The sequence below is a fragment of the Duganella dendranthematis genome (assembly GCF_012849375.1).
GTDB lineage: Bacteria > Pseudomonadota > Gammaproteobacteria > Burkholderiales > Burkholderiaceae_D > Rugamonas > Rugamonas dendranthematis.
In genome coordinates, this window is sequence record NZ_CP051684.1 from 369,362 (window position 1) to 381,677 (window position 12,316).

Annotated in this window: 15 protein-coding genes; 1 reads left to right on the forward strand and 14 read right to left on the reverse strand. The window is 60.2% G+C overall.

Annotated elements, in window-relative coordinates; translation table 11 throughout:
* The first annotated feature begins 83 nt into the window (after positions 1–83).
* The gene (locus tag HH213_RS01780) at positions 84–1,007 is read left to right on the forward strand and encodes an MBL fold metallo-hydrolase (RefSeq protein ID WP_110848977.1); all 924 of its coding nucleotides are present in this window, start codon (positions 84–86) and stop codon (positions 1,005–1,007) included.
* Here the strand turns inward: HH213_RS01780 and HH213_RS01785 are convergent.
* The 14 genes from HH213_RS01785 to HH213_RS01850 form a co-directional block, all read right to left on the reverse strand.
* Positions 953–1,999: an AAA family ATPase gene (locus tag HH213_RS01785; protein ID WP_169110379.1), complete on the reverse strand. Its 1,047-nt coding sequence runs from the start codon at positions 1,997–1,999 to the stop codon at positions 953–955. The two genes, HH213_RS01780 and HH213_RS01785, sit on opposite strands and share 55 nt — an antisense overlap.
* The gene (locus HH213_RS01790) at positions 1,996–3,366 is read right to left on the reverse strand and encodes an AMP-binding protein (protein ID WP_169110381.1); all 1,371 of its coding nucleotides are present in this window, start codon (positions 3,364–3,366) and stop codon (positions 1,996–1,998) included. The genes HH213_RS01785 and HH213_RS01790 overlap by 4 nt, the downstream gene beginning before the upstream one ends.
* Positions 3,351–3,944 carry a hypothetical protein gene (locus HH213_RS01795; RefSeq protein ID WP_169110383.1) on the reverse strand — a complete coding sequence of 198 codons (594 nt, stop codon included), beginning with the start codon at positions 3,942–3,944 and terminating at the stop codon, positions 3,351–3,353. The genes HH213_RS01790 and HH213_RS01795 overlap by 16 nt, the downstream gene beginning before the upstream one ends.
* Entirely contained in the window at positions 3,941–5,704 is a 1,764-nt protein-coding gene (locus HH213_RS01800; protein ID WP_169110385.1) for a vWA domain-containing protein, read from the reverse strand. The genes HH213_RS01795 and HH213_RS01800 overlap by 4 nt, the downstream gene beginning before the upstream one ends.
* Positions 5,701–6,681 (reverse strand): hypothetical protein, encoded by a 981-nt coding sequence (locus HH213_RS01805; RefSeq protein ID WP_169110387.1) that lies wholly within the window; start codon positions 6,679–6,681, stop codon positions 5,701–5,703. The genes HH213_RS01800 and HH213_RS01805 overlap by 4 nt, the downstream gene beginning before the upstream one ends.
* Positions 6,678–8,261 (reverse strand): AAA family ATPase, encoded by a 1,584-nt coding sequence (locus tag HH213_RS01810; protein WP_169110389.1) that lies wholly within the window; start codon positions 8,259–8,261, stop codon positions 6,678–6,680. The genes HH213_RS01805 and HH213_RS01810 overlap by 4 nt, the downstream gene beginning before the upstream one ends.
* Before the next feature lie 86 nt (positions 8,262–8,347).
* Positions 8,348–8,683, reverse strand: coding sequence for a hypothetical protein (locus tag HH213_RS01815; RefSeq protein WP_146235974.1), 336 nt, complete (start codon positions 8,681–8,683; stop codon positions 8,348–8,350).
* Positions 8,680–8,895 carry a hypothetical protein gene (locus HH213_RS01820; protein ID WP_169110391.1) on the reverse strand — a complete coding sequence of 72 codons (216 nt, stop codon included), beginning with the start codon at positions 8,893–8,895 and terminating at the stop codon, positions 8,680–8,682. Before HH213_RS01820 ends, HH213_RS01815 begins: the two co-directional genes overlap by 4 nt.
* Before the next feature lie 9 nt (positions 8,896–8,904).
* A complete protein-coding gene (locus HH213_RS01825; RefSeq protein WP_169110393.1) occupies positions 8,905–9,417 on the reverse strand; it encodes a hypothetical protein in 513 nt (170 codons plus the stop codon).
* Positions 9,410–9,790 (reverse strand): nuclear transport factor 2 family protein, encoded by a 381-nt coding sequence (locus tag HH213_RS01830; protein WP_169110395.1) that lies wholly within the window; start codon positions 9,788–9,790, stop codon positions 9,410–9,412. The genes HH213_RS01825 and HH213_RS01830 overlap by 8 nt, the downstream gene beginning before the upstream one ends.
* 19 nt (positions 9,791–9,809) lie before the next feature.
* Complete coding sequence (locus HH213_RS01835) at positions 9,810–10,187, reverse strand: hypothetical protein (RefSeq protein ID WP_169110397.1); 378 nt, start codon at positions 10,185–10,187, stop codon at positions 9,810–9,812.
* A 215-nt stretch (positions 10,188–10,402) separates the two neighbouring features.
* The gene (locus tag HH213_RS01840; RefSeq protein WP_169110399.1) at positions 10,403–10,816 is read right to left on the reverse strand and encodes a hypothetical protein; all 414 of its coding nucleotides are present in this window, start codon (positions 10,814–10,816) and stop codon (positions 10,403–10,405) included.
* A gap of 268 nt (positions 10,817–11,084) precedes the next feature.
* Positions 11,085–11,603: an SEL1-like repeat protein gene (locus HH213_RS01845; RefSeq protein ID WP_169110401.1), complete on the reverse strand. Its 519-nt coding sequence runs from the start codon at positions 11,601–11,603 to the stop codon at positions 11,085–11,087.
* Positions 11,604–11,672: 69 nt separating this feature from the next.
* On the reverse strand, positions 11,673–12,128 hold the full coding sequence (locus HH213_RS01850) for a hypothetical protein (protein ID WP_169110403.1): 456 nt from the start codon (positions 12,126–12,128) through the stop codon (positions 11,673–11,675).
* Positions 12,129–12,316 lie beyond the last annotated feature (188 nt).

Below are 12,316 nucleotides of genomic sequence, written 5' to 3' on the forward strand. Positions count from 1 at the left end.
TTTCACCTTTTCTAGGCATTCTGTAAATCATTTCGATCTCCTAAACTCCTTTCACACCAACATACCTCTTCAGGAGATTCAAAATGAAAAACCCCATCGCCGCTGTCGCGCTGCTCGTCGTCACCGGACTGCCGCTGGCCCACGCCGCCGATCCCAACAGCCCGGTCGTCAAGATCAATGAAGCCACCGCCAAGGCCGATATCACGGTCGAGACGCTGCGCGGCAATGTCAGCGTGCTGTACGGCTCGGGCGGCAACATCATCGTGTACACCAGCCCACAGGGGAAGTTCGTCATCGACTCCGGCATTGCCGTGTCGAAAGACAAGCTGACCGCCGCCTTGAACAAGCTCGGCCCGGCGCCGCTGAAGTACCTGGTCAACACCCACTACCACTGGGACCACACGGATGGTAACGCCTGGATGCATGCCGCCGGCGCCACCATCATCGGCGCGCCGCAGACAGTCAAGCACCTGTCGGAAGCCACCCGCGTGGACGACTGGAGCTATACCTTCGACGTCTGGCCGAAAGAGGCGCGTCCCACCATCCTCGTCAAAGACAGCAAGACCATGGAATTCGGCGGCGAGCAAGTAATGATCCGCAACTACGGCAACGGCCACACGGATGGCGACCTGTGGGTCTACCTGAAAAAAGCCGATGTGCTGGTACTCGGTGATACTTTCTGGAACAGCTACTACCCGTTCATCGATAACGAACACGGCGGCAGCGTCGGCAACACCATCGCCTGGGCCAACAAGGCGATCGATGCTACCACCGACCACACGCAGATCGTTCCGGGCCACGGCAACACCGGCACCCGCGCCGACCTGATCGCCTGGCGCGACATGCTGGTCAGTGTACGCGACCAGGTGACCGCACTGAAAAAACAAGGCAAGACGCTGGAACAGGTAGTCGCCGCCAAGCCGACCGCAGCGTATGACGCCAAGTATGGCGCTTATGTCATCAACGGCGAGTTCTTCACCAAGCTGGTATATGACGGCGTGAAATAAACGTCCAGATGCTCCAGCACGGCGGCGATCCGCTGCGGCAGCGCGCCGGAAAGCAGGATGTAGGGAATGTGACGGTGCTGCAGTTCGGCGATATACCAGTCGTGCTGGCGTTGGCGAAAGCCGGCTTCGCGCCGGGTGCCGTCCTGCACAAAGTCGAAGTCCGGTGCGCACAGAAAGACATGGTCGTAGCGTAGCTGCGCCATGTCTTCCAGCGCCGAGTCGACGCGGTCAAACATCTCGCGCGAGTAGAACAAGGTGGTCAGCGCTGACGTGTCGCAGATCAGGAAGCGGTTGGCCTGCCCGCGCAGCTGGCGTTCACGTTGTTGCTGCACTTCGCCGATGTGGCGCATGTCCTCGTAGACAAGATGGCCATCCTTCTCCACCCACAGCTCGCGTCCATACTCCGCTGCCCATATGGTCTCCAGCCGCGCAGCCATGGCCTCCGCCATGGTGCTCTTGCCGCTGGATTCTCCACCGAGGAAGCACACGGTCTGCACAAAGCTGGCGTACACCTCGGGCGACAGGAAGGCGCGATGGGCATGCGGGTCGCTGCGAATCCTGGTTCCCGATACCGGCACCAGCGTGCGCGCCTGATCCACCATCACATGATGTACCGGCCGGCCGCCGAAGTAGCGGCTAAGTTCTGCCGCAAAGCCGTCGCCATAATCCTCGCTGGTGAACACCGCATCGACCTCGCGCTTCAACAAGTGCACGCACGCCCATCCCATCAGCCGTCGGTGCACCAGCGCGTCGGCGTCGTTGTGCGGCAGCGCGTGTTGATCGTTGTGCAGCACCAACACCACCGCCTGCGGGAAGCGCGCGCGCAGCCATTGCTCGCGCAGGTACGATTCGCAGCCAGGCAACTCCGGCTCGGAATAGCTGATGATCAGCGTTTCCTCACACGCCGCCATGGCGCGCTGGATCAACAGCTCATGCCCGAGATGCAGCGGGCTGAATTTACCAACCACCAGTCCCGTTCGAAATTGCTTCATCCGTGTGCTCCGTCAAGGTCTGAGCTGTACTGCACCGTCTTGTCCTGCGCCGTCAGCACTTCCAGCGCTACCGCGCCGGCGCCGAACAGCGCCTCCAACGCGCGGCGCGCATCTTCGCCCAACTGCGTGCGGGCCTGGGCAAGCCGCAGTATCACGCGGCCGTCCGCGCACTGGTGCACGCCGAAGTGCGGAATCGGCAGGTGCTGCAACGCGTGCGTGACGTCGATGTTGTTGATCCAGCCGCTACGTGTACGGTAGCGCACCGGCGAACGTCCGGACAAGCCAAGCAGCACCGGCGCGTCGTCGCCAGCGCCGAACGCCAGCGAGGCATGATCGCCAGTCCGGTAACGTAGCAGCGGCAGGCAGAAATTGAACCCTCCGGTAACTGTGATTTCGCCGCGTTGTCCCGGCGCGACGGGGCGGCCCGCAGGGTCGAGCAGCTCGACGTAGAGCTGCGGTTGCAGCAGCACATGGCCGCCGGCGGCAGCGTCAAACACGGCAACGGGACCGACTTCGTTGAGCGAATAAATATCCAGCACCGGGCAGCCGAAGCGCTGCTCCAGTTGCGCGCGCAAGGCCGGCAGCAGCAGCATCGACACCGATAGCAGGACGCGTGGCCGCATGGTCAGCGGCAGTTTTAAGAGCTCGGCAAACGATATCGGATCGCCCGCCACCACTTCCGGCGCCAGCGCATCCAGATAAGTGGCGCGATCGTCCGGGCTGCGCCATTCGTCGGGATACAGGTTGATCTTGGCCAGCCCTGATTCGCCCATGGTCGGCGTGACCGACACGTAGGTGAAGCAGCGCTTCTGGTAACCCAGCAGCACCACCCCCACCTGCCCTGCGCCATGCGTCAGCTCCACGCCAAAGCGGCGCATGGCGCGCTTGTGGAACGCCAGATAACGCGCCGCCACCACCGGATGGGACGCAATCACCAGCGGATGGCCGGTGGTGCCAGTGGTGCGGAAGTTGATCATGCGCGTCAGGTCCGCGCTGTCCGGCACAAAGGCCGCGATGTCGTGCGCAAAGTCGGCACGGCTGACGGTAGGCAGCGTCTCGAAATCGCGCGGCACGGAACCCAGTTGGCGGTAATGCGGCACGCTGGCGAAGGTGTCACGCACAAAGTCCATCAGCCACGCTGGCTTGCCGCCTGCCGGCCAGCCGACGCGGGCGGTGACCACCTCGCGCTCGAAGTGGCGTACCTCCTCCACCTCATGCGCCAGCAGTTTGTTGCCGCTTTCGTTCCGGTAGGCCGGCGCCGCCGGATGCTCGCGCAGGAAGGCCAGCATCGCGCTGCCGGCGGCGCTCAGCGTGGGAAAGCGTTCGCGCTCTGCGTCTGCCTGCGCCACACTCATTCGCGCGACCATTTGTCGGCGGATTCCTCGGCCGCCTTGCGTGCCAGCGCGGCACGAATGTCGGCGGCGCGCTGTTCGGCCACGCGGCTGGCCTCCAGCAGTCGCTTGCGCTCAACGCCGCTGATGCGGGACAGGCGGTCGGTAGCTTGCGCCAGGGTTTCGCCATCGGGCCGGTAGTCCAGCCGCGCCAGCGTTACCCGTACCAGTTCTTCGCGGCGGTCCGGGTCTTCGACGAATTGATGGGCGCCGCCGGCTTGCGCCAGCTCAGTCACCACGCTTCCCAACAAATGCAGCACCTGGCTCTGTGGCGGCGCGGCGGCGACAAACCAGTCATCGGCCAGCAGCCACAGGGCAATCATCACCAACGCCAGGCGATTGCGGTCGCGCCGTACGTCTGCATCGGCGGCGCTGAAATGCTCCAGCGCCGCCAGCGAGGCGCGTTGTCCGTGCAGCGCGAGGACATCGTTCACCAGCGCCGCGACATGCACGGTGCCGGTCTTGCCGATGCGCGGTTCGGCCAGGAATTCGGCCGGCGTTTCGGCCAGCCGGTGCAGCAGGATTTCGAGGGCGGGGCCGGATTTTTCCATCATGGGTGCTCTTTCTGCGGCGCGCTGTTTGGGGCGTAGTGGCGCCGGCTGAAGGCGCGCGCGAATTCTACCAAGTCTTCAAACTTCGCAATCGCATGGATCTGCCAATCCTGCTCGCTGCGTGCGCGCTTCAGATCCTTGTAGGCACGCTGATACCAAGAAGGTTCACCTTGCGCCCAATCGGTGGGGATATTGAGCGCCATGGTGCCGCCGGCGTCGCCGTTCTTGAGCGCAGTGGCGGCGATGCTCCAGCCGTCGTTGCCGCGTTCATCCTGGTCAAACATGGTAGTGATGCCATCGTCCGAAATCATCAGGATGTGCGTGCGGCACGCGCGTTTGCTTTTGAAGGTGTCGCGCAATTTGTGAATCGGGAAGCAGGTGGCGCCGCCGTAAAAGCCAGTCAGGATGCCCAGCACCTCGTCTTCGTTGCGCGTAAAGCCGTCGGTCGACATGAACTGGTTTTTGCCGCTCCACAGCGTAACCTGCACGCGGGAGCCAGCACGCAGCGCGGACAAGCCAATGATGGCGCCGGCCAGCGCAAGATACGATGTGCGCTGGCGCGGATCGGGCATCGAGCCGGAGCTGTCGACGTACATGTCCAGGTCTATCGGCATCGGCTTGGGTGGCCGCACGCCATCCGGTCCATAGCGACGCTGTACGGTGGTGATGCCGGGGATCGGGCGCGGGCTCTGGATCACGCTTTGCAGCCAGTCGATCTGTTCCAGCGGGTCGCCGATCTGCCACGCTTCCACACCTTCCAGTTGCAGCCGGTCGGTTGAAGGCGCAGGCATCTTGGGAAAGGAGATCAGGTGCGGCAAGGCGCGTTCACGATAATAACGGATCGCGATTTGCTCTTCACTCAGTTTGACGCCGCTGGCCTTGAGGATTTCGCCGTACTCGAATGGCTCGCGGGTCTGGCCGCCCTGCTGGTCGGCGCCGGCTTCCTGCTGTGTCTCATTTTCCAGCCCGGAGATGCGCGGGTCGTGCACCGGATGGATGGCCGGCTCCAGTTCTCCCGGCTCGATTTGCTGGCCGCCGGCGGGCTCACAACCTTCGGCCGCATCGCGGGTGTCGAACATGCGGCTGAATTCTTGCGCCTGGTCCTGCCCTTCCACCAGATACGGCAGCAGCAGCGTGGCAAACCGGCCGGCGCCGTCCATCCAGTCCCTCGCATAGACGCGGATCAGGCGCGCACCGAGCCAGGCGTCGGTATCGATCGCATCATCGGCGGCGCCGCCGCCCAGGTCTCCCCTGGGCAGCTTCCACAGCTCTTCGTAGATGCGCATATAAAGCAGCCATACCTTGCTGTGATTCGTAAGCTGGTGATGCGCTTGCAGCCGCCGGTAGATGTCGGCCATGCGCAGGCCGGCCTGGCGCTGCAAACGGTCATTGATGTACAGGTCCGTGTACAGATTGCCGACCATGGGCGCATGCGCTTCCAGCGTGGGCAAGGCGCGGCGCAAGCGCGCCACCAACCGGAACTGGTCGGCAGCGGTGGCCGGCGCCAGGATGTGGTGGCCAATTTCGTGCGCGAGAATTTCCACCGCATAGTCCTGCAGTCCCAGCTCCCGCACCGATTGAAGGTCGACCACCACACTCTGATCGCGCAGGCGGATCATGGCAAAGCTGCCTTGCAAGCCTTCTCTGGCCGCTTCCATCGTGGTCTGGCACAGGCGCGCGTCACGCAGGCGCGTGAATCGGCTCCACGCGGCAAGCGCTGGCTCCCACGCGGCGCGCCATTGTTCCAGCAGCGGCGTATTCATCGCAGCGGCAGCACGCGAATGGCGTGACTATAAGGTGAAGTAATCGCGGCGGCATGGGCATTGCACACCACTTTGAGCCCCTCGCCCGGCAAGTCGAGCGGCGTGCTGCGGCCGTTCAGAATGACCTGCTGGCCGGCGATGCTGATATTGGCATCGGTGGCGGCCTGCGGATGGGCATATTCTTCCGCCGTCGCCGGATGCAGCACGGCGCCGCAAGCGTCAGCCACCAGCAAGGCGTGGCGTTCGCCGCTGCGCACCCAGAAGCCCTGCTGCGCCGGCCGCACTTCCGGCGGCGCGCTAAATTCGCCGCCGAAACCGGTGAAGCTGCCGATCTCGATGCCGGCCGCCGCGCGCCGGCGCACCGCAGCCTCCGGCGTCCACCATGGATCACGCAGCAAGGCTTCACGCACGGCCGGCCACTCGCCCTCCGTCGCGCCAAAGGCGGCCAGCGCCAGCGTCGCCGGCAACTGCTCCGCCGCAGCGATGGCGCCCTGGCGAAAATGCGCCATACCGGCGCGCCAGGCGCAGATCTGCCCGACAACGCCCACCTGCTGTAGCGTATCGACCTGCGGCGCCAGTTGCGTCATCCAGGCCAGCCATTCCGCCACCCGCGCGCCACGCACCTTTTGCATGTGCAGCGCGGCGTTGGTCAGCATGCCCAGTGTAGCGGCGGGCTGCTGCGCCAGCAGCGCGGCGTATTGCGGCGCCACCTCACTCCATACCTGACGCGCCAGCGCGCCACCGTGATTGTGCGCCGTCAGATCCAGGGCCAGGTCGAATACCGCCAGCGCCACCGGGCCAGCACGATCCGGCGCGGACGCCGCAACCGCGCCGACCACCGCGTCCGCCGCTGTCGCCAGGAAGCTGCCAAAGGCCTCGGCATCAAAGCCGGGATAGCGGCGCCGCGCCTCGGCCACGCGCCGGTTGAAGCCTGGGCGGCCAGCGGCCAGCAGGCTGGCGAATGGCGCGGAGATCATGATTGCGAGCGTACCCACACCAGGTAGTTGGTGTAGCGCTGGTGCAGATATTTCAGCTTGAGCAGGTCGTCGTACAGATGCCCATACAGCTTGCGGCCCTTGATCTGCTCACTGACATGGCGCTCGATCTTGTTGAGGCGCGCCAGCACATCGCGTTCGCTCAGGCCATCCAGGCCCGCTTCGAACTGCGCCGACAGCTCGCCCACCGGATCATGCTGGTCGAGGTCGAGGCGGTCGTAGTCGGCGTTGGACAGATCGAACAAGCGGCGCAGCCAGCTGATACGGTCGGTGCGATAGGCGGCATTTTCCGGCAGGCCGAAGAACGGCGCGTCGAGGTCCGGCTGCAGCTTATCGTGCAGGACGAACGGCAGCACCTGACGCACATCATCCAGTTCGATTTCGCCGTTACCGCGGAAGTAAGCCAGCGCCTTCGCGTAGATCAATAAGGTCATCAGATTGCGCACCGAGATGCCGTTGCGGGTCTGGCAGCCCAGATCCTTGAGGCGGTCACGCCCGCTGTCGGCGGCGATCACCTGGTCCCAATCGAAGCCGGACAGGCGCGCGGTGTCCTTGGTCATGTATTCAAACTGGCCGCCGGCGGTTTCCAGCAGCTCGAACTGGCTGGTGAAGAATTCGAGCCGGCGACGCAGCGGCGGCGGCACCACCACGGCGCGGATTTCCTCCACCATGCGGTCCACTTCTTCCGGCGTGAAGATGATCTCCGCCGGCACCAGTTCCTCCGGCTTGAGGTTTTCCTCGATGCGCATCAGCAGCTCACCGAGGAAGCGCGGATTGAACGCCAGCGCCTGCACGATCACGTCGATACGGTCGCGCAGCGCTTCGATCACCTCATACGTGCCGCCGCCCTGATCGTCGTTGGCGGTCAGGTACCAGGCCGAATCCGGGCATTCGTAAATGTGGTTCAGCACTTCGGCGTAGTTATCGCCCATCAGCGTCAGCAGCGCGCTCTGGGTGCGCGGCGGGATGCGGTTGTATTCGTCGATGATCTTGACCCGCATGCCGAGCCACGCACGCCAGGCGATGCGGATGTCGTCCATGTTCTGCGCGTTGACCAGGTCCGCCGGCAGCGGATTGCCCAGCAGGTCGGCGATCGTCATCTGCGGATGGCCGTGCTGCATGGCGCGCTTGACCTGCTTGACGCTGGCGCCGGACAGTACGCCCATCAAGATCGCGCTGGCGGTCTTGCCGCGTCCCGGCCCGCCGACAAACAGGCATTTGCGGCGGGTGGCGAAGGTCAGCAGCGGCAGCAGCACAAAGCTGGAATAACTTTGCGCCGACGGCAGATTCAAGCTGCGCTTGCTGTCGCCCACCGCGTACGATTGCGCCGGTCCGCGGTTGTATTCGATATCGTAATGCGGGCTGATGATGGCGTTGTTGACGATCCAGAAGTACGCCTGCCGCAGCTTTTCGTCCAGCGGCTGCGCTGTTACGCCCTCGCCTTGCGCGACGTTCAACGGTCCCTGGTACAAGTCGGCAACGTCGAACTGGCGCGGCTTGGGCGGCGCATTGGGATTGGTGGGCGCCTTGGAGACGCGCTGGAACAGATTGAAAGGCGGCATCGACGCGACCCAGTTAAGGAATTAACAATGGATCGCAGTATAGCTGAGTACACCATAAACCGCCGCCATGCTTGCGCCGGAAAGCTCTAAGCGATGTGGATGGGAGCGATGATTGCATGTCCAGATGAATTGAAGAAGCTGCCGCCGGCGTATCCGCTCGGCTGGCGTTCAATGAATTCCTTGGCACTGACTGCAGAAACCTGGGCTCTGTTCTCGGGAGCTACTTCGACGCGCCACCAGCGTCCGGCACGGCTACGGTGGGGTTCCTCAATGAGATACGTCAGCCACACCACGCCGCAGCGCCGGCATGTGGACAAGGAGACTTCGGCGCCACGCGGGTCGTCGCCACACTCAACGGTGTCGTAGTCGCCAAAATAGAATGGCGGATGCTGGCATTTACATGAGGCTTGTACAGTGGTCATGAGAAAGTCAGCAAGCAGGTTGGCGCCTCGGAGACAACAAAGGTGTTGACCTGAATCGCGGCAGAGGGCTTCAGGTCGTACTCGTCTGTAAGGTATTCGATCACAGCATCTTGCTCCCAAGGGCCAAGCGACGTTTTGAAGCCGGCATGCTCATCAAGGCATTCCTTCGATAGAAGCATGTCAGCCTCAGTGTAAATGATATGGAGTTCCATCCGCCGAACTTAACACACAGCAGCACGATCAGCACCACGATTCAAATCGACGCCGAGTGCAGCCTTGCGCAGACGCCGATTGCGTAGCACATACCGCACCGAAGCCGAGGTGTCATACATGAGCTGGTAATGGTAATAGTTAATGTGCTCCAGCATGGCGAACAGAAAAATCCCGAGCGGCCATGCCAATTGTGCGCTCCACCCCGCATCCAGTATCTGGACCACGAAGCCAAGCGCCACGCCACCAAACAGCACCAGATTCGATGCCTTGAATGCGTTGAACAGCCTGCAGAAATAACTCGGCAATGGCGCCGAGGCCGACAAGGCGCTGTGCTTCAGCTGCCAATACAAGGCGCCTTGCACCAGCAAATAGCTTACCGAAACCAACGCCCCCAGCCCCAGTGGCCAATGCACATCCGTGGCAGGCCTGCGCCAGTCCAGAATAAAAACAATTGGCAGCACGACGGCAGCCAGCGCCTCCATCCTGCGCAGGTAGTTGAAACGATTGTTAAGTTTATGCATGCCAAAGCTCGTGCGCCGGCGTGCCTTGGTGGTAGCGCAACTGCCATAGGTTTTCAACACGAACCCATACGGAAGAACGTAAGGTATGGTCTACCAAGCTGCCATCTTCTTTTCGATGAGCTGAGCGGTAAGTCAGCAGCGCAGTATTCGGCGCCAGCTGGCTGACGGCAAAATCGTCCGAGACAACCGATGGCGAATTTTCCTGCTCAGATAGATACTTCACAATGATGGCGCGGTCATATGTTCTACCCGAGCGGCCGACTTCGTGAAACTCCGCGTGCAACAGCTGCCCCAGTCGATCGCTATCGCAGCGAACACCGGGATGATGAAGCTCGACTTCAAGCGCCTGTATTTCTGAGAGTAGTGATTTCATGGTTAACGACGTCTGGATGTTAGAGTTTGGGGACAATTTGAGCACGCAGATATGGTTCAAACCAACGGCCAACTGGCTCCTGGGGAAACCGGCCCATATCCTGAAGTGACTCAACATGATGCGGTAAGCAGGTTGCAAGCCCCTGCACGGCCTTCTGCTTACAACTACCAATTCGGCAATCAGACTCGCCTTCAGCAAAGGAAATCTTCAAGAATTCCGCGATTCTGGCTACATAGATTAGCAACTCATCGGGTTGGACAAATACTTCTTTCAACCAGCCGGAGATTTCGATATCCGGTACTCGAAACAGGTATTCATCGTTCCCCCAGTTCCAAGCACGGCTACCTTGCCACAGCTGACCACAACCTTCACAGGAGTAGAGCTTGTGCTCCCCCATCCTTGTGTTTAGCGATGAGAGATAAGGACTTTCGTAGCGAGCGCGACGCCTTCAGGCGCACACTAACAGCAGAGCGCGTAAACTCAATTGGTACGTATTCGGTACATGTGCACATGCAAGAAACTATAAAGTGATTGTTCAGCGGCGCCGCAAGGCATACGCGAGGTCTGTAAGTTAGCGTTATTTTTTTTGTCCGAGCGAACTAGAACCCCACGTCAGGTCTGTACTGGTTTGTTTTTCGGTTTCCAAATTGCAACCAACCAGAAAATCGCCATGGCAGCCGACGAAATCCCTCCATGTATCACACTTTCTCTTATTTGAAGCAGGTAGCCAGCAGCAGTAATCGAACCGTTTTCGACAACCTGAGTGTGAGCATAAAAGTTGGATTCAAAATAGCTGAGCATCGAAACTGACAGAGTGAAATCCAGCAATGCCGCCACCATAAACATAACCGTACAGTAGGAGTAAATGCTGGTCTTACTCAACTGTGTAAGCACGATATGAGCGACACCAGATAAAACCAGAAAGACGAGGTAGGCAAAGGATGCGTTGATTACAACCCATTTATGAAAAGCTGACTGACCAAGTAAAGGAAGCATCCACACCAAGACATAGAGCCAGGGTGCCAATAAAATTCCGAGAATTATACGAACCATTAGTCCCCTTAAGCGTAGCTGGTGGGTTATACGGTTTAGCTCTGAAAAACGCTACACCTAATATAGAAAGAGCCAGCGGTGGCAGACTGCGAACCAGCGAACAACAAGATTATCACCCGGAACTTCTTTCCATGAAGTTGAAGACTCGCCGGTAAAATGCCATACAGTAGCGCCTAACGTTGAAGCTGCGCCACGAGCGGCGGCTGGCCGACGCGAGCCGATCCGAGCGATTGATAAGGCGTCACTGCACCTCCAGATGCGATATGTATTCGCGAATTTGAGCGACGACCTCGCTATCTTCGCTATCGCTGCTCCCACCGTTGTTATAGCGGCGAAGCGCCTCGCGACAGTAGCCCAGCGCAAGCTGATTCCCCGCATCAGCATATGCATGGCATAGATGATAGGCAGCTTCGTGATGTCCCGCCTTCGCGGCAGGCAACCAGTACTCAATAGCAGTCTTCGAGTTCTGCTCCACGCCCCAGCCCATGTAGTAGAGAAAGCCGATGTTATTTTGAGCGTTAGCACGGAAATGTCCGAGCTCTACCGGGATGTCGGTTTTGTCCACGATCACGAGCCATTCCTTGAGCGCAGCCGAATACTCCTCCGCACGGAAATGCCTCGTCCCTTTGTAGAAGTAGCATTCGGTATGAGTGCTTGGCACCGACTCCAGTTTTGGCTCCTGGCATGGAGCGGCACTCGCGATCGCGGTCAATACACTTCCGACAATAGCGATAAAAATGGAGGTGAGGAATTTATGCACTTGATGCCTAAAGTTCAAAATACCAGCGCGCTTTAGCGCGTTCGCGTTGATGGACTGCGGGGTTAAAAATCATTTACTAAAAGCATCCAGAACATTTTTCCTGTAATCGTGGTCTTTTTCCTTGATCCACAGGGCGCCTTGGTGCAAGTCGATATTTGTGTAGAGCTCGGCGTATCGTGCTTCCGGTCCATTAGCGAAGAAAAATACCTTGGCATCCAATTGATCTTTGGTCGCTCGCAGGGGGACTAAGGTGGCGACTACCCTTTTATTAAATTGGGACTTGGTAAGCGGCAAACGATAGAGCGCTGCAATCGCGGTGAGGAGTTGGTCGCTGGCGGCCCCTACAGACACGTAGGTGACCTTCAGGACCCGATCGGTCGTTTTTTCTTCGTTGACCTGAACCTCCAATCCAACCTGTTTTCCATTGTGAGTACCAGAAGCCCGCACATTGCACTGAGCCCAACTTGGACAATGGGCCGCCTCAATTTTCAGGCGAAGGTCTACAAACAGTGCGCTTTCCGGCATGCCATCGATCCGTTCAGGCTGGAAAATTTCTTGGGCTCCTACCGCGTTGTGTAACAGGAGCAGCGTTGCGAGTAATCGGACCATTATGCGCGACGACGTTGTCAATAAAGTATGCCAATTTAGCATACCTCTATTACTAAAAGCCATAAAAAAACCGCCGGGGCTTGCGCACCCGGCGGTTTTGGCTG